The sequence below is a fragment of the Rhodoblastus acidophilus genome (assembly GCF_025961575.1).
GTDB lineage: Bacteria > Pseudomonadota > Alphaproteobacteria > Rhizobiales > Beijerinckiaceae > Rhodoblastus > Rhodoblastus acidophilus_C.
The window spans coordinates 14,713-36,421 of record NZ_JAOQNX010000042.1 but is presented as its reverse complement, the minus strand read 5'-3'; the positions used below and the strand labels follow the sequence as shown (position 1 = coordinate 36,421).

General features: G+C 61.9%; 15 protein-coding genes and 3 pseudogenes. 6 read left to right on the top strand and 12 right to left on the bottom strand.

The annotated features are described in order from the left end of the window. Positions 1–127: 127 nt before the first annotated feature. On the bottom strand, positions 128–826 hold the full coding sequence (locus tag M2320_RS23285; RefSeq protein ID WP_319801462.1) for a response regulator transcription factor: 699 nt from the start codon (positions 824–826) through the stop codon (positions 128–130). Positions 827–1,457: 631 nt separating this feature from the next. On the opposite strand from M2320_RS23285, the pseudogene M2320_RS21470 reads away from it, so the two are divergent. From M2320_RS21470 to M2320_RS23420, 6 genes and pseudogenes are all read left to right on the top strand, one after another. Beyond that, positions 1,458–1,976 (top strand): annotated as a pseudogene (locus tag M2320_RS21470) (manganese transporter); the annotation flags it as partial. 141 nt (positions 1,977–2,117) lie between these two features. Next, positions 2,118–3,017, top strand: a complete 900-nt coding sequence (locus M2320_RS21465; RefSeq protein WP_264599036.1) for a cation diffusion facilitator family transporter — start codon at positions 2,118–2,120, stop codon at positions 3,015–3,017. Positions 3,018–3,085: 68 nt separating this feature from the next. Beyond that, positions 3,086–3,677, top strand: a pseudogene (locus tag M2320_RS21460) (IS5 family transposase); the annotation flags it as partial. 107 nt (positions 3,678–3,784) lie between these two features. Next, positions 3,785–4,039 (top strand): annotated as a pseudogene (locus M2320_RS21455) (MgtC/SapB family protein); the annotation flags it as partial. Between the two features lie 98 nt (positions 4,040–4,137). After that, complete coding sequence (locus M2320_RS21450) at positions 4,138–4,314, top strand: carbohydrate porin (protein ID WP_264599035.1); 177 nt, start codon at positions 4,138–4,140, stop codon at positions 4,312–4,314. Further along, positions 4,233–4,628, top strand: coding sequence for a carbohydrate porin (locus M2320_RS23420; protein WP_425540703.1), 396 nt, complete (start codon positions 4,233–4,235; stop codon positions 4,626–4,628). Before M2320_RS21450 ends, M2320_RS23420 begins: the two co-directional genes overlap by 82 nt. 331 nt (positions 4,629–4,959) lie before the next feature. On the opposite strand, the gene M2320_RS21445 is transcribed toward M2320_RS23420, so the two are convergent. The 11 genes from M2320_RS21445 to M2320_RS21395 form a co-directional block, all read right to left on the bottom strand. Further along, positions 4,960–9,462, bottom strand: a complete 4,503-nt coding sequence (locus tag M2320_RS21445; RefSeq protein ID WP_264599034.1) for a PAS domain-containing hybrid sensor histidine kinase/response regulator — start codon at positions 9,460–9,462, stop codon at positions 4,960–4,962. A 313-nt stretch (positions 9,463–9,775) separates the two neighbouring features. Further along, complete coding sequence (locus M2320_RS21440) at positions 9,776–12,247, bottom strand: type IV secretory system conjugative DNA transfer family protein (RefSeq protein ID WP_264599033.1); 2,472 nt, start codon at positions 12,245–12,247, stop codon at positions 9,776–9,778. A 94-nt stretch (positions 12,248–12,341) separates the two neighbouring features. Continuing rightward, positions 12,342–13,406, bottom strand: coding sequence for a P-type DNA transfer ATPase VirB11 (virB11, locus tag M2320_RS21435; RefSeq protein WP_264599032.1), 1,065 nt, complete (start codon positions 13,404–13,406; stop codon positions 12,342–12,344). After that, positions 13,297–14,667 carry a type IV secretion system protein VirB10 gene (gene virB10 / locus M2320_RS21430; protein ID WP_264599031.1) on the bottom strand — a complete coding sequence of 457 codons (1,371 nt, stop codon included), beginning with the start codon at positions 14,665–14,667 and terminating at the stop codon, positions 13,297–13,299. Before virB10 ends, virB11 begins: the two co-directional genes overlap by 110 nt. 18 nt (positions 14,668–14,685) lie before the next feature. Further along, positions 14,686–15,531, bottom strand: a complete 846-nt coding sequence (locus tag M2320_RS21425; protein ID WP_264599030.1) for a TrbG/VirB9 family P-type conjugative transfer protein — start codon at positions 15,529–15,531, stop codon at positions 14,686–14,688. Then, positions 15,528–16,280: a virB8 family protein gene (locus M2320_RS21420; RefSeq protein ID WP_264599029.1), complete on the bottom strand. Its 753-nt coding sequence runs from the start codon at positions 16,278–16,280 to the stop codon at positions 15,528–15,530. The genes M2320_RS21425 and M2320_RS21420 overlap by 4 nt, the downstream gene beginning before the upstream one ends. 18 nt (positions 16,281–16,298) lie before the next feature. Beyond that, positions 16,299–17,366 carry a type IV secretion system protein gene (locus M2320_RS21415; RefSeq protein WP_264599028.1) on the bottom strand — a complete coding sequence of 356 codons (1,068 nt, stop codon included), beginning with the start codon at positions 17,364–17,366 and terminating at the stop codon, positions 16,299–16,301. Positions 17,367–17,554: 188 nt separating this feature from the next. Next, on the bottom strand, positions 17,555–18,286 hold the full coding sequence (locus M2320_RS21410) for a type IV secretion system protein (RefSeq protein ID WP_264599027.1): 732 nt from the start codon (positions 18,284–18,286) through the stop codon (positions 17,555–17,557). Further along, positions 18,287–18,991: a hypothetical protein gene (locus M2320_RS21405; RefSeq protein ID WP_264599026.1), complete on the bottom strand. Its 705-nt coding sequence runs from the start codon at positions 18,989–18,991 to the stop codon at positions 18,287–18,289. Then, positions 18,978–21,407: a VirB4 family type IV secretion/conjugal transfer ATPase gene (locus tag M2320_RS21400; protein ID WP_264599025.1), complete on the bottom strand. Its 2,430-nt coding sequence runs from the start codon at positions 21,405–21,407 to the stop codon at positions 18,978–18,980. Before M2320_RS21400 ends, M2320_RS21405 begins: the two co-directional genes overlap by 14 nt. A 10-nt stretch (positions 21,408–21,417) precedes the next feature. Beyond that, positions 21,418–21,708 (bottom strand): type IV secretion system protein VirB3, encoded by a 291-nt coding sequence (locus M2320_RS21395; RefSeq protein WP_264599024.1) that lies wholly within the window; start codon positions 21,706–21,708, stop codon positions 21,418–21,420. Position 21,709 lies beyond the last annotated feature (1 nt).

Below are 21,709 nucleotides of genomic sequence, written 5' to 3'. Positions count from 1 at the left end.
TCACACCCAACACCCCGGCGCCCTCTGACGAAAGAACCCGGCAGAAAAGCACTTATCGGTCGCGGGAAACTGTTCAGACAACCGGGACCAGCTCTGTTTCGCGCGCTAGAGATGGCAGGCTTCGACCTCAGTCTGCATCTAGAACCGTGCCGCCCTTTCGACGTGGGCGCCGGGTTTTTCTTCTGGCGCGGCGAGCCCGCCTTCGACCGCGATCTCCATCAGCGCGTGATAGGCCGGATGATAGCGCACACGGTCGACGCGACGCACATAGGTCGCGGGCGAGCTTGAAGGCCGGATCAGCGATCGACGCGCGATGCGATTCCACTGTCCGCTCGCTGATCTTCAGCTCCTGGCCGATAATCTTGTTGGCCTTCCCAACGAGAGCCTCGCTCAACACCTCCTTTTCCCGTCTGCTCAGCATGGGCAAATCGGTTTGCGGAATAGGCTCATTCAGATTGGCTTTCTCGACGGCGACGCGAACTGCTTGGATCAGCCGCTCGGCGGAAAACGGTTTTTCGATGAAATCGACCGCGCCCTTCTTCATTGCATGCACTGCGAGCGCAATATCCCCTCGGCCGGAGACAACGATGACGGGCATGGCGGCGGCGCTCTGCTGGAGCCGCGCCAACAGCTCGATTCCGCTCTCGTCGGGCATGCTTAAATCGGGGACCACGCAGCCGTTGCTTCCGCGGTGGTCGGCGTCGAAGAACTCACGCGCCGAACTATAGCTGCGCGCCCGGTAGCCGGCGCTCTCAAGAATAAGCTCCATCGCGTGACGGATATCGGCTTCGTCGTCGACGATATGAATTGTAGAAGGCTGAGCCATTGAAGATAACGGTTGGCGTCAGGAAACGTCTCCTAAAATGCCAAGTTTCTGCAGAGGTGTCACGCGGGTTCTCCACTTCGGTGCTGCGCTGCGGAACTATTTCGCGCCTGCACAATTATATGGGAATTCCCTCTACACTGCGAAACATCGCCCGCCAGGAATGGGATCCTGCGGGCGTCTTTTTATAAAGATGACCGACCTTGCGCCCCGGAACACTTAATGCGCAGTTTAGGGCCAAAGCCCATCAGTTCCACTCAGGTCCCAAAACGCTTCGCCGAAGTTGCGGTTTATACCGACGAGCACGACGAGGGACGCGTGTTCGGTGGTCTCGCGCGCAAGATTTATATTTTTCGTCAAGGCCGAAAACCCCGGCCATAAACGTCGCCCCCACCACGGCGATCACCACGGCAGGGACGCGCTTGTAATTTTTGAGGGCCAAGATGACCGCGAGGACGCCGACGCCGACGAAAACGGCGGACCAATTCGCCTTACCTTGGGCGATCGTCGTCCCCGAGCTCCTGGCTTAAAGTGTTAAGAGTAACGCGACATGACCTTCACGTGAGATTCGTTGGACGGTACGGGTTCCGCATAGGCACCTGCTACCGACGATGGAGTGCAGGCCGAATGGACACTCGCCGCCGGCCTCGTCCTCACCCCCGGCGCGCCGCTCGGCCTGCTGACCGATGCGGTGCAGACGCTGGCCGGCGTGCTGGTGCCTTCGGTAACCGTGTTCCTGCTGCTGCTGTGCAACGACAAGAACGTGCTCGGACCCTGGGTCAATGGGCGCTGGCTCAACGTCTTCACCTGCGCGGTGATCGGGGTGCTGGTGATCCTGTCGATCATCCTGACGGCCTCGGTGATGCTGCCTGACGCGACCGACGAGGAGGCCATTCTCGCCATTCTCGGCGGCGGCGACGCGTTGACCCTGGTCGGCACGCTGGCGGCCTTCGCGCTGCGCGGCAAGGGCGAGGCGGTGAAGGTCGAGCCCGAAGTTCGCGCCTGCTGGCGGATGCCTCCGCTGCACAAACTGCCGCCGGCGCGCCTTTCAAGGGCGTCGCGGCTGTGGATGTCCGTGCTGCGCTTCTACCTCGTCTTCGCCGGCGGGCTGGTGCTCTACCGGATCGTGATGCTTGCGCTCACGACTCAATAAAGCCGCTTTCCCCTGAGCAGCGCAGCCGGGCGACAATCCCGGCTGTCATGAAACCGAAACATTCCCGGCGCATCGACCCGCTCGTCCGCATGGTCGAACGCGGATGGCGCGCCAACATCTTCCCTTTCGACGGAATTCCTCATGCCCCTTTCCCGAAAAATCGCTTTGGGCAATTTGGCGATCAGCCTGATTGTTCTGCTCATCAAGGGCTTTGCCTGGCACATGACGGGCAGCGTGGCGCTGTTTTCCGACGCGCTGGAAAGCGTCATCAACGTCGTGACCGCCATCGCCGCCATCGCGGCGATCCGCTATGCCGCCGAACCGGCGGACGAAAAGCATCCCTACGGTCATCACAAGGCGGAATATCTGTCCGCCGTCGTCGTTGGCGTCCTCATCGTCCTCGCCGGCGTCACCATTCTCCACGAAGCCTACAACAGTCTTCTCGCGCCCAAGCCGATCGATGCGCCTTTGCTCGGCGTGGGGATCAGCAGCATCGCCACCGCCCTCAACGCGGTCTGGAGCGCCGTCCTGATTCGCCAGGGACGGAAACATTATTCGCCCGCTCTCGTCGCCGACGGCAAGCACCTGTTCGCGGACGTCGTCACTTCGGGCGGCGTGGTGGTGGGCGTTGGACTGGTGATCGTCACCGGAATCCACGTTCTCGACGCCGTGATCGCCGGTCTGGTGGCGCTCCACGTCCTGTGGAGCGGCTGGGAGGTATTCAAGGAGAATTCCGGAAGTTTGCTCGACGAGACCGCGCCGGAGGACCAGTTGGTCGCCATTCGAAAAGTTCTCGCCGATCATGCACAGGACGCGATCGAGTTTCACGACCTTCGCACGCGCTATGCAGGCAAGGTCACCTTCATCGATCTCCATCTCGTCGTTCCCGGGGACATGACCGTCGCCCGCTCGCATGAAATCTGCGACCGGATCGAAGCCGCCTTGACGGAGGCTTTGCTCGAAGCCGTCGTGACCATCCACGTCGAGCCGCACGACAAGGCCGAGAAGACGGCCGATCAGCCCTTGGCTTCGGCGCCCTAGGTCATGAACTCATAAACGGGATTCCCGAATCGCGGCCGCTCTGATTCAGTTTCCCCGATCTGGGGGGCATGAGAATGGCTCGTTTTGATTTGACGGATTTTGAATGGTCGGTGATCCAGCCGCTTTTGCCGAACAAGGTGCGCGGCGTCGAGCGTTCGGACGACCGGATGGTTTTGAACGGGATTTTCTGGCGTCTACGCACCGGGGCCCCCTGGGCTGACATCCCGGCCCGCTACGGGCCGCACACAACTTGCGTCAATCGCTTCAACCGGTGGCGCAGCGGGCGTGTGGGATCGGCTTCTCAACGCTGTTTCAAAGGCTTACGACGGCGACATCCAAATGATCGACTCCTCGTCGATCCGCGTCCATCAACACGCCGCATTGAAGGACGGGCAAATCCTGTTGGCCGATCGCGCGTATGACAGCGACGCGATGCGCAAAGCTCTCACCGATCGCGGCGCATGGGCCAACGTCAAACCCATGCCCAACAGAAAGAACGTGCCCGCCTTCAGCAAATACCTCTACCGGTATCGCAACCTAGTGGAGCGGTTCTTCAACAAACTGAAGCACTTCAGAGCCGTCGCCACGCGTTACGACAAGCGAGCCGACAACTTCCTCGCAGGCGTCAAGCTCGCGGCGTTTCGCATATGGTGCCGGTTTAATGAGTCGATGACCAAGTCTAGCGCGCGACGCCGGACTCGCGAGGGCGATATCATGATCAAGGTCGAAATCGGGCCGGTGATGGATCTGACCATCGCGTCGCTGTCGCCTTCGTGCTGGCGCCGCTGATCGGCGCCGAGCGGCAATACCGCCAGCGCAGCGCCGGACTGAGGACGAATGTGCTTGTCGTCGTGGGCGCCGCGCCCTTCGTTTCGCTCGGGTTTCGAATCAGCGGCGCCGCGGGCGCGGCGCAAATCGCCGCCTATGTGGTGTCCGGCATCGGCTTTCTCGGCGCCGGCGCGATCATGAAGGAGGGCAGCAAGGTCTGGGGCCTCAACGCCGCCGCGACGCTGTGGTGCTCGTGGCGATCCACAGAAGCACGATGCCTATGGACTGAATTTCCGCATAACAGACCCGCCGTTCGCAATTGCTGAGGCGCAGTTCAAAATATGGCGCGGAGATGGGCTCGCTCCTGCCCGGAACGTTGCGGATCGGCGGCTGGAGCCATTTCGGCTGCTTCGCCGACGAGCGCTTCGCCAGCGACGGCGGGTCCATTTGGGATCCGGGCGGCAGCGGTTCGCTTCGTCAGCATCGCGGCGATTTAGCGTTTTACGGCATTTTGGACCGGCAGGTTTAGCAAAAGCCGGGAAAGGCGGACGATGGCGCCTTCGCCTTCGGCCGCCTCGCCTTCGCCCCACCCGACCGCAAGATCGTGGATTCTATGGGGACGGGGGGCTGACGTTCCAGGGCATGGTCCCCGGCCGTCCTGACGACCAGTTCGCCTTGCTTGGAACGTTCGCACGGATCAGCGCCATAGCACACGCCGCCGATCTCGACGCCAATTACTTCACTGGCGCAAACCGCGCCGCTCGGACTTTCGAGTCGATCATTGAAGTAACCTATTCCTTCAAGGTGGCTATGGGCGTTCTCGTAAAGCCACGCATACAATAGGTCATTCATCCCGGCTCTGCGCTCCGGACCCGCACAAACCGAATGTCTTTCTTTCTATTCCCAACGCCCTCGTTCTCGGCGTGCGCACAACGGTCCAGTACTGAGCGTCAAATCAGCTAATTTGTGTCTGCTTTGGGGTGGAGGTTTTTCAATCATCCAATCCTCAGTTTGCGCTGGAGGCATCCGTTACGTCTTTAAATCCGCCGCAGTTTCGTGACCTTTCAGGTACACGGCTCTGATCTATTCGAAGCCGACGCTGGTGACCGTGGCATTCCGGTCACCGTTCGTGCGGCAACGCCGCTCTGAGGCGGTCATTCAGCTATCGGACTAATCACTCTTGTGAGACTTTTCGCGCGCGGCGCAACGTCTCGAGCGCCTGGGAAAACAGATATTCGGTGATTTGATGCCTCATTGGCTCGTATGCGCGACCAAGAGCCGCTTGAAGCGCGGTGGACGAAGATTCGACGATTCGATTCGCCTGGACGTCGCTTGCGGCGAGCGCTGCCTCAAGCACGTCCAGAATGCGACGAACCTTTTCGGGGTCGTGGGAGATTTCGGCCGAGCTCACGGCCACTTCCGGCTCGAGCGAGGCTCTTATGGATTCGACTAGTGAAGTCAAACGCCCAGCGGTCGTGGCCATGGCCTGTTCGACCTCTTTTGCGTCCCCGCGATCCTTCAAAGCGGCCTCAAGACGACTGGCTGCATTGAACAGCGCGTTCGCGCCGATGTTCCCTGCGGAGCCTTTCAGGGTATGGGTGATCAACACAGCGCCATCTGCATCATCTTGGCCAAGACGATCCCTTACGCGATCGACGTCGCCCATGTGAAGTTCAGCGAAGCGCGCGACCAGTCGCTTGTAGGCATCCATCCGCCCGTTCATCCGCCTGACACCGTCAGCGACGTCCAGGCCTTCGATAGACAGCGGGCCATCGTCGCCGCGCGCCACTTCCGACGGCGTCTCGGGTCGGACGGCGCCTTCGGCCGGAAGCCAGCGCGCCAGCGTAGCGTAAAGCTGAGCGGGATCGACCGGCTTGGTGATGAAATCGTTCATCCCAGCGTCCAGGCAGGCGCGGCGGTCCTCGTTGAAGACATTCGCCGTCAGCGCCACGATCGGCTTCGTTTCCCATCCTGGTAGCTTGCGGATAGCCCGTGTGGCCTCCATACCGTCCATGACAGGCATCTGTAAATCCATCAGGACGAGATCGGCCGGCTCGGCTTTCGCCTTTTCAACGGCTTCCCCACCATGCGCGGCCGTCGAAACATCCAGGCCGACCGCCCGGAGCAGTTCAACCGCAACCTCGCGATTGATCTCATTATCCTCGACCAAAAGGATGCGTGTGTTCGTCCGTCCCTCGAAATGCGCGACGAAATCGCCAGAGGACCGTCGCACTTGGTTCTCCCACGCCCCCTTGCTTTTCTTCAGCAGCGCCGTGAACCAGAAGGTGCTGCCGGCGCCTGGCGCGCTCTCCGCGCCGGCCTCGCCGCCCATCGCTTCCGCCAGCCGACGGGTGATCGCCAGGCCAAGCCCGGCGCCGCCGAAGCGGCGCTTGATCGAGGCGTCGGCCTGCTCGAACAGGCTGAACAAGCGGGGCAGTACCTCAGGCGCGATGCCGATGCCGGAATCCTCGACCTCGAAACGCGCGAATATGCTGTTGTCGCCTTCATGAATCAGCAAGGCGCGGAGGGTGACGGACCCTTTTTCCGTGAACTTCAGCGCATTGTTGGCGTAATTGAGCAGCGCCTGACGCAGGCGCGTCACGTCGCCCGAAACCCGGTCCGGCATATGGTCGAGGTCGATGTTGACGCGCAGCCCCTTCTCGCGCGCGCCGGGGCCGATCAGGGAGGCGACGTCGGCGAGCAACTGGCCCAGGTCAAAGTCGCGTTCCTCGAGCTTCAGCCCACCGGCCTCGAGCCGAGAAAGGTCGAGGATATCGTCGATCAACACCAGCAGATGTCGCGCCGCCACGTCGATCTTACCCAGGCGTTCGGCCTGTCCTGGCGTGGGATTCTCGCGCTCCAATAGGCGGGTGAAGCCCAGGATGGCGTTCATCGGCGTGCGGATTTCGTGACTCATGTTGGCCAGGAACTGCGAGCGCGCCGCCATAGCACGCTCGGCCGCCAGCTTGGCGTCTTGCAGGGGCGTGACATCGTAGAGCCAGGCGAGCGAGGCCGGCCGCCCCTCGTAGGAGATACGCATGAAAGACACCAGCGCCCAGACCGACGGAGGATCGGGAATATCAGGGCGACGGAGCTCCACCAGCCGGTTCTTCACGGCTTCGCCGCGAGCGAGGCGCTCGCAAAGATCATCAAAAACCCTGGGGTCGCGATAGCCGCTGCGGATGTCCCAGTCCAGCGCATCATTTTCGGTGCGACCGACGAGCTCGGCGAAGGCGTGATTTACGAACAGCAATCTGTTGTCCTGCAGCGACGCCACGCGCACCGCCATCGGCGCCGCCCGCATCACCTGGCGCAAAGTCTCCTGCTCCATGCGCAGACGTGAATAGTCCAACACCACGGAACGGGTCGCCACCGTTGCGCCATCCGCGTCTTGCAGCGTGGTCGCCGAGATGAGGACGGGCATTGCGCTTCCATCCGCTTTTCGCAACTCCATTTCCAGTTCGTCGACGCGTCCGGCGGCGAAAGCCTTCGGGAAAACGCGTCGGAAGGTGTCTTGTGATTTTTCCGACAGGAATTCGAGCAGCCGTCTCTTTCCGACGACCTCCTCCCTAGTAAGCCCGAGCCAGCCGAGTTCAGTGTCGTTGATCCGGACGATGACGCCATTCTTGTCGAGCGAGTGATAGCCGCAGGGCGCCCTGTTATAAAGATCCGTGTACTCCTCCGCCTGTTTGACCAGCTCGGCCTGCACCCGCTTGAATTCCGTGATGTCGGTCGCCGCGACGACAAAGCCGCGAACCGTTCCATCGACGATATCTGGAGCAAACAAAGTCAAGGCATGGCCGGTCGTCCCATCGGCTCTGGTGATCGGACGCTCGAAGCTGCGCGGCTCGCCGTTCAGGACTCCGCGCACATGGGGCTCCACCAAGGCGATTAAGTCCGGGTCGAACACCTCGGCCAGTTCCCGGCCTTCGATGCGCTCCGGCGCGATGCCGAACCATTCGAGATAGCGGCGGTTGGCGAACCTGTTGCGCAGATTTGCGTCCCAATAGCCCAACACGCCCGGCGCCACGTCGGTGATCGTGCGCAGCAAGCGCTCTTTGGCATGGACTTCCGCAGTCCGTTCGGCGACGCGGCGTTCAAGGTCGACGTTCAGGAGCCGGATTTCCGCTTCGGCCTTTACGCGCTGCGAAATATCCAGGAAAGTCACGGCGCACTGTCGCGGCGCGGGCTGGTATGCGCCGACCGCGAAATGAACGCCCAGCAAGTCTGAATTTTGTTCGAATTGAATGGGCTCGCCTGTCAACGCCACCCTGCCGTAAGCGCCGATCCAGTCCGCCGGGTCCTCTTCAATGCCCGGCAGGCATTCTGTCAAACGTTTGCCAATGACCTCGCCAACCTTCAGCCCGGTGACCTGTTCAAATATCTGGTTGGCTGAGAGGACGGTCAGATCGACAGGATTGCCGAGTTCGTCCTGCTCGATTTCAAACAAGACGAAGCCGGTGTTCATATTTTCGAACAGCGAGCGATATCTTCGTTCGGAGTCCTTTAGACGTTGCTCATCGCGCACACGCTCGGTAATGTCGGTGGAAATGCCACAAAGAGCGTAGATGGCTCCATTCGCGTCGCGAAGAGGGAGCTTGAACGACAAATAGGTCACGGTCTCGCCGCCGCCGCGCCTGGCGACAGGCTCCACTTCCCTGAGCGTTTCCCCGTCTTCCAGCACACGACGGTCTGCAACGCGCACGCGGGCGATCGTCTCCGCATCCCAGAATTTTTCGTCTGTGAAGCCAACGATCTCGCTGAGCTCCGCGCGCCAGATCCGGCGTACGGCGGCGTTTGCGAAGAGATAGCGACCCTGCGGATCCTTCAGGTAGATGCAAGCGTCGACCGCGTCGAGAATGGCGCCCAGACGCGCCTCGCTTTGCTGCAGTTGCTCCTGAGTTTTGGTCCTCTCGCTGATGTCCTCCATGAAGAGGATAAGACCACCGACTTCGCCGTTGGCGCGACGCCAAGGGCGAGCCTCCCAGCGCAAGAATTGGATTGAACCGTCGGCCCGCGTGAAACGATCCTGCTCCGCTGAGATCACTTCGCCGGACAGGCATCTCTGATACAGCGCCTTCCATCGTTCGGGAAGGTCGGGAAAAATCTCAAAATGCGTTCGGCCAGCGAGGTCCTGGGATCCAAGACCATAGGTTTCGAGCCAGCGCCGACTGACGGCGATATAGCGCATGTCCTTGTCGAACATCGCCTGTGCGGCCGGCGCATGTTCAATGAACAATTGCAGCAATTCCTCGCTGACGTTCAGAGATCGGCGTTGCTCTTCGTTGATCTGCTCCAGGAGCTCCAGTGACGGCAGAGCGACGAGCTTAGGGACCTGTGGCCAGAGGACAACGGCTGAGCCCATGGAGACGAAAGCCGTGACCGCCTTGATCACGCCCTCGATCCCGTAAGCCGGAAACCAAAGCGTGAATACCGACATGAAATGCGTCATCCCGCATGCGAGGATGAAGGCGACAAACAGGTAGAGCATCCAGGTGAAGCTGAGATCGCGCCTACGCCGGGCAAAGGACGCTATTGCCAGGGGCATCGAAAAATAGGCCAACCCGGTGATGGCGTCCGATGCGACGTGCAACGCAATCAGACCCGGCGCCCAACTCAGACAGAAGCCATGCGCAGTCAGGCCTGCCGGGTTTAAGAGCCAGTCCCAAATCGACATGCGTGCCTCCGACTTGCACGGTATAGGCGAGAATATCGCTGGGAAATCGTTCCAAACAACTTCGGGCGACGTTCGTTCTCAACTACTTCAGTGTCTGCTGTCAGCTGATTTTGTCAATTTTGATTAATGTCGCTAGGGTTGCAGAAAAGCGAAGCGTTGATTTCGTGAAGAGTTGTGGTGGAGCGAGGCGACTGCCGCCGCTCGAAATGTCCACTATTCCGCGGTCCCTCTCGCGCCGCCGCACATTTCGATCGGCGGCAGTCGGATCGGGCCAATTGCTGGACAGGCACTCCGCAATGAAATCGCTTGAACGTTAGCCCATTAAGGATGGCAGGTCGTCGGGCGTGTCGACAAATTGAGGCGCCGCTGCGCCGAGAACATTCAATTCATTTGCAAGCAATTCTTTGGTTCGTTCGTCAAACTCGGTTAGCTTCGCGTCAATGTTCGCCTTGATCGCCAGTGCTTTCGCTTCGCTCTCTTGCGCGGCAGAGCGAACCTCCTCATCGGAGATTTCCTCGACGTCTTTGTCAGCTGCTTCGGGTTGCGCGGCCTCGACCCGGTTTACCGCACCGCCGCCAGCTGCCCGCGTCGCCTCGTCTGGCGGGTTCGCCGGCGCTGCGATCTCCGGCAAATTCGCCAACCCACTGTCGGCAATGCCCGCCGCCACTCTGAGAGCCGGAACGACGCCGGCGCGATCCATCACCGTTTCGGCGCGCTCGTTGTTCAGCGCTTGGCGCGCGGCGATGATTTGCGCCCTCAAGACCAGCGTGCGATCGTCGTTCGCCGTGAGCAGCCGCGCCCGCAAGTTGAGCGATCGCAACGTCCCGAACGTTTCGGGCTTAGTGCGGAGGATGTTGCAGACCTCCGCGACTGCTGCATTTTCGCGAGCCTGCATGGCCGTAAGGAAGGCTGATTCAAAGTCGCTAACGTCCGCGAACAGCGCACGCGCTTCGCGCATGATCGCTTTAATGGCGGCTTCATGATGCGCTGCCGCTGTCAAGGACGGCGTCCCGGCCTGGGCCGCACCGGCCTGGATCCGAGGCATCGGGTCGCCGTGGTCGACGTGCAGGTGGGGCATCAGCACCGCCGACTTGAACGATGCCGCGTCGTTCGCCCGGCGTTTGTAAGCGCTATCAAGGAAGAAGTTCACTTTGTCCAGGATGGCGCCATATTGCCCGCGCACCAGCAGGAGCGATTTCCGGCTGTCGAGGCGACGAAGGCCTTCGGACGTCAACAGCGGCTCCAGCTCCCACCGGCCCTGAATCGACCGGCTCATCCGCGCGGAGCCACCGACGCCAAACGACGCGCCCCAGCCTTCGCGGCGAACATAATGCTTGCCCACTTCGTCGGAGCCATATTTCGCGGTTGTTTCGTCTCCAACGCCGATGAACAGCTTCACGTCCATGTTGCCGATCAGCATGTCGCGGGTGGGTTTGCCATAGCGAACGTCCAACTGAGTCAGCCCTTGCGCGATCACCGCGATCTGGAAGCCGTAGCCCGCGACGAGCGGCGCGCGGTCGACAATCTCGGGCATCCGGCCAAACTGGTAGAACTCGTCAAGCATCAGCAGGAGCTTGTGCGGCTCATCCAGGCCGGGAAGCGCCCGCAGCAGCACGTCGTGCACCTGCTGGACCAGCAGCCGAATGACGGCCTCGACGGCGCCGAAGTCGCCGATCGGTGTGCCGATCAGGATCGTGAAGGGCTTCCGCCTGAGGTCTGCGATGTTGAAATCGCTCGCCTCCGTGGCTTCTTCGACCAGGCTGTTGTTCCAGGCGTCGAGCGCCGTCACGATATGGGCTTCGAAAGACATGCGCTGCTTTTCTTCGCGGCCGATGTGCTGCGCGAATTTGTCCTTCACAAATTCATGCAGGTCCGGTTCTTCGGTCAGAATCTTGGCCATCACCCGCGCCAGAGGCTCGCCCCGGCTGAACATCTTCAGGGCCGATTTGATCGTGCGCCGGCCTTCCATCTCGCGGCTGTCGAGGACGTAAGCCAAAATCCCGGCGAACAGGCCGCGCGCGGTTTCCGCCCAGTAGGCGTCGCCGGTCGCCGGCGCTGCGATCAGGCTGCGCGCGATATTGGCGACGTCGGTCGCGCGCGCCGGCCAGGGCGCGACGAGATCGAGCGGATTCCACCGATGCGTTTCCTCAGAACCAGGGGAGAACAGGAACACCCTCTGGCCCATCTGCACGCGCGCGGCGGCGATCTCGGCCCACATTTCCCGCTTGATGTCGAGGCCAATCAGAGATCCCCGCCATTCCAGGGCGTTCGGCAGTACAAAGCCCACGCCCTTGCCCGCGCGGGTGGGGCCGTTCACATAGACATGGCTCGGCCCGGAATAGCGCACGTCTCGCCCGTCGAAACGGCCGAGAAAGATGCTGTACCCCACTGTGCCATTGAACAGATCGGCCTTGCGCAATTCGGCCGCGCCTGCGAACCGCGCCCCGCCCTTTGGCGCCCGGGCGCCCACGAATTGCTGCGCCAGTTGCGCAACGCCGGCGCCGACGATGACGATTGCTGCGACTGTCGCCAGCAGAGCACGGCCGGCGAGTTCGCGCACCAATGGCGCCCCCCACTGGTCCATGACGGTCTGAGCCGGCAACAGCAGCTCGCCGTGGGCGAACCTCTGCCAGAGCGCCCAGGATTTGGTGGAGAGGCCGACCGTGACTGCGAAGGCCACTTCCCAGGCTACAGCGACGAGGACGCCGCCAGCGAGCAGCACCCCCAGCGCAGCAAACGTTCCCAGCCCCTGCCGCGCCTCTTTGCTCGGATCATATTCGGCCATTAGTCCCCCGCCCTGCCCTTGCGCCGCCAGGATCAGGCCGGCGCGTTCGCGCGTGCGCGGGTTGCGGCGTCACCTGAGGCAAGTCTGAACCGGCCTAAGCCTGCTCGCGCTTAAAACCCCGGAAATAAATCTCGGCGACGCCGCGCGTCGGCCGCCGGCGCAACTGAATTACCATCGGAACCACCATGCGGACGTATTCCAGCACTTCCGCCTTGCTGAGCTTCAGGCCAGATTGCAGCGTCATCAGCGCGAGGCGCTCGAAGGCGCCGAAGGTCGAGTCCGCGTGCAGCGTCGTCAGGGAGCCGGGATGGCCGGTGTTGACGGCCTGCAAGAAGGTCGCGGCTTCCGCACCGCGAATTTCCCCGAGAAACAGCCGATCCGGTCGCAGGCGCAGACTCGCTTCCAGCAGGTCTTGGACCGTCACTTTGGCGCGGCCCTGATCGCCCTTGGACGCCAGCATGGAGAGCCAATTCGGCTGCGGTGGGCGCAGTTCGCGCGTGTCCTCAATCGACACCACGCGTTCATCGTCGGGAATGGATTTCAGCAGCGCGTTCAGGAACGTGGTCTTGCCCGAGGACGTGCCGCCAGAAATGACCGTGGTAATATGGTTTTCCATGGCGAAGCGGAGTGCCGCCTGAATGCCGACTTCGGTCTGATCCCGCAGCAGCTCCGCCAACTCGACTTCAGCGTCCGACAGGCATTCGGCATCGACATCGCGCGGGCCGCGCACTTTCACCTGCCTGAAGGCGCCCATCACCGCATAATCTTCAAGCCGCAGATCGGACACGACCTGCTTGCGGATCGAAAACGCCCCGCCGACCGGCGCGGCCGGCATGAGCACGCCCTGAAACCGCTCGCCATGCGGCATGGCCGCGGACAAAAGCGGGGTTTCCTCGTTGACGCTTTGCTTTGTCGCCGAGGCTACGTGCTCCGCCAGCCTTTGCACCGCGTCCTTGGTCAGCGATGGCGCCTCGAAACGCTCCATCGCCGGTTTGCCGACCGCCTCAACCCAGACCTCTCCGGGCCGATTGCAACAGATTTCGATCACATCAGGGTTTTGCAGCCACTGTCGGATCGGGGTAGCCGCCTGGCGGAAGAAAACTGGCAGATGATCCCAGATTGGGTCCTTTAGGCTTTCGCCCTTGGTGACGTAGTCCATAAAGAGCTTCCTTGACCGGATCGGGATAGATTTCGGAGAAATCGAGATCGCGTTTCACGAACACAATGATGCGCGTGCCCTGATCGATGTGGATCGTCGGCGGAATGTTGATCGAGTTTTTCAGGGCCTCTTCGGCCATTTTCGAAACCGACTGCGCAACCGTGTTGGCGCCGATCTGGCGCGCGCTATTCAGCGTCGAATTCTGCGAGCCGGCAATCGGGATGAGCTGCCCGGTCGTTGAATCATAGGCGTATTGGACGCCCGTGCTCGACTGATCCGAACCCAGCGCGCCGATGAATTGCGCCGTGCCGCCCGCGATCGTCAGCATCATGGCGGCGCCGAACCGCTCGACAAAATGATCGTCCACTTCGCCGGTCAGGCCCGAGCGGCCCAGGCTGTCGGTCCCGATCGAGCCGAGCATCATCGAGACGCCGTCCGCGCGCAGCATGCGCGTCCAGATCATGAAAACCCGCGTCTGGCCCCTCGACAGGCTCGACTTGTATTCGCCGGTCAGCATCGTCCCTTTCGGGATGAGCACCCTGCGCCCGTCGAAGGAATACACGTCTTCGGTCGTGATCGCCCGGACCATGCCGGCGAGATCGGATTGCACGGCCGTTTCCAGAACCGCACGGATCATGAAGCCCTGCGGCACCAGGGCGTCCGTCCGTTTGTTGACCGTCGCGCGGGCCTTTACCACATCCGCTTCCGACCGCTGCAGGAAACGCTTGTTCGGATCCTCGTCGTCCTTGTCCGCCGTGACCTTCGCGGCCTCAGGATCGACCGAGGCTGTGCCCTCTCGGTCCGAGACGAGCAGCATCGGAGATCGCAGGCGCGCCTGGAGCTTGGCCTCCGCTTCCTTACGCAGCCTTTCCGCCTCAGCCGCCCGCCGCAAGGCGTCCTGGTCGACGGGGGCGACCGTGGTCAGGGGAGCGGCGGGCGGCGTTGGCGCCACCACCGGGGGAGCGGGGGGAACAACCGGCGGCGGGACGGGAATGACAAACTTGTTGTCGGCGGGCGACTGTTCAGCGGCGGCCTTTTCGACCGAGAACCCCTGCGGCAGTTGCGCGGTCTTGAACGATTCATCGCCGACATTTCGCGGCTTGTTCGCGGCCTGCTTGCTTAGGGACGCATACCAGCCGACGCCGAGGACGACGGCTACGAGGCCGAAGGCCCCCAGCCCCATGACGAGATTGGGGTTCGACGCCGGCCGTGTAACCGTCTCACGCGCCAGCCTGCTTTCTTCTTCAAAATCTGCCGCCATCGGGGCCTCCAAAATCGATCAGTTCGCCCCGGCGGGGGCGCCAAAGACGCGCGTGAGAAATTCGGGTTCCGCATGGACGGTCTGGACGTCGGGTTGGACATCGGTTTCATTGCGCTTCGGCGCCGGCTCCTTGACCGCCCGCAGATTGAACACGCAGGCCGTGCTGGGGCCGTTTCGCATGGCCCATTGACCCGCGACCTCGTCCACGACGACGAATTCACCTTCCCGCCGATAATTGATCAGCGTTTCCGTCATGTCGGTGTTGACGCGGAAGATCGAGGGCGCCTGGCCGTTGAACTTGAAATAGGTCTTCACGCCGTCGTCGAAGGCTACGCCTGGCTTTTCCGTAAAATGGCCCTTGTACGAATAGTCGTAATTGACGTTCGGCTGGCTCATGATCTGGTGAATGCCGGCCGGCTGCGCCATGGCCCGCGCCTTCTCGATCAGCTTCGCCGAATATTCTTCATCCGGGTAAGTGAAGCGCACCTTGAACACGACGCGCTTCGGCGCCGCCGTGCCGATCAGCACGAAATTGTAGATGCGCTTGTTCGTGACCACGTTCATGTTGGTGCGCGCATCCGGTTCGAGCGGCTTCACGAACAGGAATCTCTTGGATTGATCCGGCACCGCCTGCCAGCCGACGGAGTCGCCGATCGCGACGGTCGCCACGTGCTCGTCCTCGCCGAAGACCAGCATGGTGGAGACGCCGCGCGTCCCGAAGATCTGGACGACATTGTCCTTGTCGAACGCGATCGTCCGAATGCGCGCGTCGCCAGGAACGGCGCGTGGGTGCTTCTCAGCACGCGCGCCGCTCGCCAGCGCTAAAGCCACGCCAACCAAAAGCGCCAGACTGATCATTCTCATTGAAGCGCTCCGGAAGTCGCGGCCGGAGCCACCGTTTCCTGGTCGCGTCGATATTCAATCACCTGGAAGCCAAGCGGATTATCGAAACGCCACTGGTTCTTAAGGGGTTCGCGTGTGTAGCGGAAACGCACGTTCGCCACCCAGTTCTGCACGACGTTTTCGCCCCGCTCCGTCGTGAGCGTCGTCTGGAACCGCACCGCCGCCGTCGCCGGCGCGCCGGGGTTCGTCATCCAGCCGTTCGTGAGGAAGATGACCGATTTCACGAAGACGGAAGCGCGCCCCTTCACGCCCCAGAGTCTTACTGGGTTCTGCGGATTGGACGCTTGGTACAAGTCGGCGAGCTCCTTGCTCGCCGTGCCGGCCGACAGCAGGGACGCCAGCTCGAAATTGTCGCGCAGCGCGGGCGGATCATAGGTTTCGCGCGCCCGGATAAAGCGGACGATGTTCATCTGCGTGACGGCCTCGCGTTCCGAAATCGGGCCGCCGGCTTCGAGCGGCCTCGCGACCTCGACAAAGCCCGTCGCCTTGTCGACCAGCAGCGTGACGACTTCGGTTGATTTGAGTGGCACGAGCATTCCGAGCACGACAAGGCTCGCGAGCGCGATCAGGCCGAGAGTGACCGCCACCACGCGCCAGGCGTTCCGCGACCATTGCAGCTTGCGATAGATGTCCCGCTCCCAGCGAGCGCCGTCATGGAAATAGGAATCGCTGACAATCTGGCGAGTCGCCCCGCCCTGGGCCTCTGTCATTACTGAAAATCCTTGCGGTTAAGTCCGGCTCTCGCGAGCGTTGGTCAGCGCGCTCGAAACCTGTTGCGCTCGCGGATCGTGCGGAGGCGGCGCCTGCATCGTGTTTGTCCCCGCCGCGGCGAGCGCCGGGCGCTCGGCGTAATAATTGTAGATTTTGCGTGTTCCGCCGGTGATGCCGCGCCCGGCGTATCCGGCGCCTGTCATCGCCAGCTTCGGGCCGGCCCACAGCCCGGACAACACCGATGAGGCGATCGGATTCCTCAGCGCGTGGCCTCCAGCAATGGAGGCCGCGATCGCCACGGACATTGGCAGCAACACCGTGCCGACGAAACATAGGATCATGAACGGGGCGATGACCGTCAGCCCGGACGACATATCGGTGATCGAGCCGACATTTGTGATCGTCGCCTGCATGATGTTCAGCAGGAACGACAGCATCCCATAGACGACCACCGGCACGAGCGCATATTGCGCGCAGGTTCTCAGCCAGCCCGAAAACAGCGGCGATGAGAATTGGAACAGCGCCATGGCGATGAAGACAGGCGCTAGTCCCAGGAGAATGAACAGCGCCACCTTGCCAATCAGAACATAAGTCACGGCCAAGGCGACGAAAACAACAGTGGTGACGAGGATGATGTCCGCGATGATGTAAAGACCGATGGCGGTCGCGCCCGCTCCCGCGCCAACCGCCTTGGAGGCGGCCATGCCGTTGTTGAACACGTTCGCGATCATTGTCGAAACAGAACTGATGTTTGACGAGCAGTTTGTGCCGCCGACACCCGAGCACACCGCGCTTGCGACGGTGTCGCCAAACTGAGAAAAGGTCGGCACCACCAACGCTGAGAAATCCGCCCAGCCGAAAGCGAGGCTGTAAATCAGCGCAATCCGGACCACGCGCCAAATGAATGCGGGCGCCGTCACCGGCGCGCGCCCGAAAATCATCTCATAGCCCCAATACGCAACGTAGATCGTCAAGGCGACGGTGAACACCGGCAGCAAGCTGGAGGAAAGCGACTGATAGATGGACTGGACCGCGGTCGTGGACAGGGTGTCGACCTTGTTGAAGAGCTGCGTGATCAGGTCCAAGGGCGCGCTCCTACCTGTTGACCGGGAGCAGCGGGCCGCAATCGTCCGCATGGGCGGATCCGAATGACCACAAATGGCTGTCTCGCTCGCACGGCGCCGTGAGGTCGTGGTGGCCGCAGGCCGACAGCGCGAGCAAGATCGCGCTCAAACCGGCAGCGTGGAGCAATCTGCTTTTGTTCATGATGGTCTCAGTTTCCGATCAGGGTGGCTTTCGAGGCGTCGTAGCTCAGGACGTTCGAGAGCTTCGATTGCGCCGCCAGGTCCTGTTGCTGCTGGGCATTGAGCGCCGCATTGGTCAGGTTCACCGTGCCGATCAGTTCGTTGATGGTCTGGCCGGTCTGGGTTTGAAGCTGGGAATTCTGGTCGATCGATCCCTTGATGTCCGCGGCGCTGCCGATCGAGGCTGCGGCGGTCGTGAAGGCCGAACTGCGCGACGAGGCCGCCGCCTGCGCGCCGGCTATGCCCGCCGTGATCGCAGCCGCCGTGTTGACGGCGCCCGTGTAGGCCTGATCGGTCGCGCCGCTGGCGCTCGTCGCTCCCGATAGCGTCTTCACAAGGTTCAGGCCGTTGATGATGGTGGCGGCGAGCGACCCATAGGAGCCGAGCCCGCCCATCGAAATGCCTCCACCGCCGAGCAGCGAACTCATCGACGGCACCGCCGACATGCTGAACCCGCCGCTGAGCCCGATCGAAGACAAGGCATCCGTCTGGCGGCTGCCAGTGACGGCCGAAAGCGTCTGGTTCACCGTCGTCAAAATCTGCTGGTTCGACTGCATGATGGCGGCTGTGTTCGACGCCGTTGCCGTCGCCTGCGAAAGCGTCGCGGAATCGATGACTGGCACCTGCGCGATCGCCGGCGCAATAAGGAGCGTCGAGGCCAGGCACGCGGCGATTACACGTTTGGACATGCGGACCTCCAATCAGTTGCCGGTTTGGGACGTTTGCGGTTGCGCATCTGAACCGGTTAGCGTCGCTTTCTGCGCGTCATAGGTCATGATTTGCGCGGCGATGCTCGCCGCATTGACGCGATTGGTCAGACGCTGATTGAAGAGTTGCGCGGTGACGGATGCGAGCTGGAGGTATTGATTCCAGACCGATCCCGCTGCGATCCGGTTGGCGGTGTTCTGGTTCCACGCGCCTTGAATTCCGGCCATCGTCCCGATCAGCCCCGCCGCCGTCGCCAAGCCGGAATTGTTGGCGCCGGTCGCGCCGTTCAGCGCGCCGAGTGAGGCGACGACTTGCGCCGCCGTGTTGAAATTCACGTTCGTCGCGGTCGCGGCGCCCGCGAACATGCTGCCGGACGAAACGCCCGTCGGGACGCTCGCGCCGACGCCGCTGAAATCCATGCCCGAGATGATGGAGCCGCCAGCCTGCGTTCCCGCGCCCGACACCACGTCCTTGCCGGCGTTGACGGGCGTCGCCCCCTGCCCTGGCGAGGCCACGCTTTTCTGGATGTCGCCTTGCGGCTGCTCCTGCGCCTTCTTGTAGGTTTTTGACGCCGTGAAACAATCCGCGATCGACTTTTCCTTGCCCTGGCGCGCGGAGTCGGCGACTGGCACTTGCGCGAAAGCTGCGCTCGACGCCCCGGTCAAGCCTGCGATCAGCAGGAGCCTAATGCGCGACATGACCATGCTCCTTCTTCCAGCCACAGAAAATCGGGAGCCAAGCGCGGGGATCGTCGCCCACTTCGGCGCGGATGCGCTCGCATTCCTCGACGGATTCGACGTTGCCCGAGAGCACCTTCACAATGTCGAGCATCGCCGACAGGTCGAGGCGTGCGATGACGGAATCCTGATCGTGCTTCACCAGGAACTGGCGGCTGTCCGGGTGCGTGTTCTGCACCCAATGCAGCTCGCGTTCGCTCAGCTTGAAGCCGTGCACATAGCTGTCGAAATCCGCTTTTGGATTGGGGAAGAAAATGTTCGTCGGCGTCTGCTCCAGCAGCGTGTGGCCCATGGCGGATGACACAATGTCCTTGGCCGATTGCGTGCCGAAGCCGACGATCCCGTTTAATTTGCGGATGGTTTTCAGCTTGTCGTTCAGGAACGCCGCGAACTTGTTGTCGGTAAGGATTTTCCAGCCCTCATCGATGAACAGCATCATCGGCGTGCCATCCATCATTTGTTCGATGCGGTGGAAAATGTAGCCGAGCGCCGCCGTGCGAACGTCCTCGTCATCGAGAACCTTGCTCATGTCGAAGCCGAAAATGCCGTTGGCCGCCGACCAGGTGTCCACGGGATTGTCGAACAACCAGCCCCGCGCCTTCGTCCAGACATCGAACCGCGACGCCAGATCGCTGTGCCCCTGCCGCTCCGCGCCGCTCAGGAGCTGCGCGACGTCGCGGAAGCGCCGCTCATGTTTGGGGACCGTGAAAATCTGCTCGACCGCGCTTTCGACGATCTTGATTTGCTGCGCGCTCAGATCGGTCCCGTCCGTCGGCCGCACCAGAAATTTGAGCAGGTCCGTAAGGAACGCCCGATCATCCGGCGTTCCCTCGAGCTGCAGCGGATTGAAGCCGGTGGGAACGCCGGGGTTCAGTGTTTCATAGGACCCGCCCATAGCGCGGATGAGCGGGTCCGCGCCGCGGTCCTTGTCGAAGAAGGCGATGCGCGGCCTGGGTGCGACGCGCATCGCTTGCGCCAGCAGAAAGCCCAGCCCGACCGTTTTTCCCGCGCCCGTCGGGCCGCAGACGGTGAAATTTCCCACCTGCCGGCGGTGGAAATTGAAATAGTAGGGGGTCTGGCTCGTCGTCTCCAGGATCGAGATCGCCGGTCCCCATCGGTTGCCGTCCCGCTGGCCGACCGCAAAATTATGCAGGCTGGTGAAACCCACGAAGTTCCGGGACGAAATCAGCGCTCTTCGGGCGATGTAGGAGAGGTTGCCGGGTAGTTGCGCCCAAAATGCCGGCTCGGCATTCATGTCCTCGCGGACGACGATCGTGCCAAAACCTTGCAATTCCTGCGTCGCCTCCTGCACGCACTTTTCCATTTCGCGGATGGTGCGCCCGAGGCATTGAACGGTCAGATGATGGTAGCCAAGCACGGTCGCGCCTGTGACCAGCTCGTTGCGGGCGATGTTGATCGCCTCTTCGACTTCGGTCCCGGCCTCGTCCGACGCGCCGATCTGGCGCTGCACCCGCGCGACGCTCGACAGGACCGGCGCGCGGTCCTCCAGGGCGAAGGACTGGGCGATGATGAATTCGTGGGGAATGCGCAACAGGCCGTCGAGCATTCCGGCGCCGGAATAGGCGGGATATTCGCGGATCGACAGCATGGCGCCGAACCGGGTGTCCGCGTCGGTCGCCCCGCGCACCTCTAGCGCCTTTTTGCCGAAGGTGATGCGCTTCGTCGGGAGATATTCGTCGAGCGCCATGCGCGGCAGCGCCATTTTGATCGGGCAGCCGCCATTGATGATCTGGGCGAGGAACTCGCAAATCTCGGAGCGAACCACGCCGTCGACGAGTCTGCAGCCGAGAATCTTTGTGTTGTAGCTCGCCAGTTCCTTGGCGAAATTGCCCATCGTGTCGCGAAGTTCCTGCCTCGCTTCCCGCTCGATTTCGCCCTGATCGACGCCGAGACCTTTTCTGAACAGCTTGGTCGCGGAATCGGCGAGGCCGACCTTGCCTTGAAAGCCGCGACGGATGATCGTCACGTATAAATCGTTCACGAACATGCGCTTATGGCTTTGTGCCGCCATGTAGCGCTGGTCCAGTTCGGCGCAGAAGAAATTGTCGAACTGTCCGCCAATTGTCGGATGCACCTCGCGACGAACGATATGCGAGTAGATCGCGAACCGGCTGTCGTACATCGCGCGGATGATCGTGTTTCGCCCGGTCAGCCGCAGGTCGATTTCGGCCTGATCGGCCGTCTGAAAACAAATTCCGCCGACATGCGCGACCATCAGGAAGTGGCCTTCCTTGGTCTTGATCATGTCCTCCGCGACATGGCGCAAATACGGCACATGCCGCGCCACCTTGGCCTCGCTTGCCGCCACGCCGCCGAAGGACACGGACGATAGAATATGCCTCGCCAAATTCGCCAAAACGGTCCCCTCAAGGCTCGTAGGAATCGCCGCCCCAAAACCGATGATTTCGCGTCACCGGACATTTCCCGAACCGCACGAGGATGATGTCGATGAACCTGTTGTCGCGGACGGTCAGCGCGTATGCGATGGAGTGGACCGGGATCAGCAGAAGAAACATGAGCAGGTTCTTCGTGTTGATGAAGATCAGCACCACCAGACAAAATTCCATGACAAACAAAGTGTAGGGTACACCGAGCATCATGGGTGGGCGGGTGAGGCCGCCCACCAGCGGGTCAAGTGTTGGCTCGACCTGCTGCATC

Coding starts and splice junctions, on each gene's coding strand:
- M2320_RS23285 (WP_319801462.1), bottom strand. CDS start 826: ATGGCTCAGCCTTCTACAATTCATATCGTCGACGACGAAGCCGATATC.
- M2320_RS21465 (WP_264599036.1), top strand. CDS start 2,118: ATGCCCCTTTCCCGAAAAATCGCTTTGGGCAATTTGGCGATCAGCCTG.
- M2320_RS21450 (WP_264599035.1), top strand. CDS start 4,138: ATGGGCTCGCTCCTGCCCGGAACGTTGCGGATCGGCGGCTGGAGCCAT.
- M2320_RS21445 (WP_264599034.1), bottom strand. CDS start 9,462: ATGTCGATTTGGGACTGGCTCTTAAACCCGGCAGGCCTGACTGCGCAT.
- M2320_RS21440 (WP_264599033.1), bottom strand. CDS start 12,247: ATGGCCGAATATGATCCGAGCAAAGAGGCGCGGCAGGGGCTGGGAACG.
- virB11 (WP_264599032.1), bottom strand. CDS start 13,406: ATGGACTACGTCACCAAGGGCGAAAGCCTAAAGGACCCAATCTGGGAT.
- virB10 (WP_264599031.1), bottom strand. CDS start 14,667: ATGGCGGCAGATTTTGAAGAAGAAAGCAGGCTGGCGCGTGAGACGGTT.
- M2320_RS21425 (WP_264599030.1), bottom strand. CDS start 15,531: ATGAGAATGATCAGTCTGGCGCTTTTGGTTGGCGTGGCTTTAGCGCTG.
- M2320_RS21420 (WP_264599029.1), bottom strand. CDS start 16,280: ATGACAGAGGCCCAGGGCGGGGCGACTCGCCAGATTGTCAGCGATTCC.
- M2320_RS21405 (WP_264599026.1), bottom strand. CDS start 18,991: ATGTCGCGCATTAGGCTCCTGCTGATCGCAGGCTTGACCGGGGCGTCG.
- M2320_RS21395 (WP_264599024.1), bottom strand. CDS start 21,708: ATGCAGCAGGTCGAGCCAACACTTGACCCGCTGGTGGGCGGCCTCACC.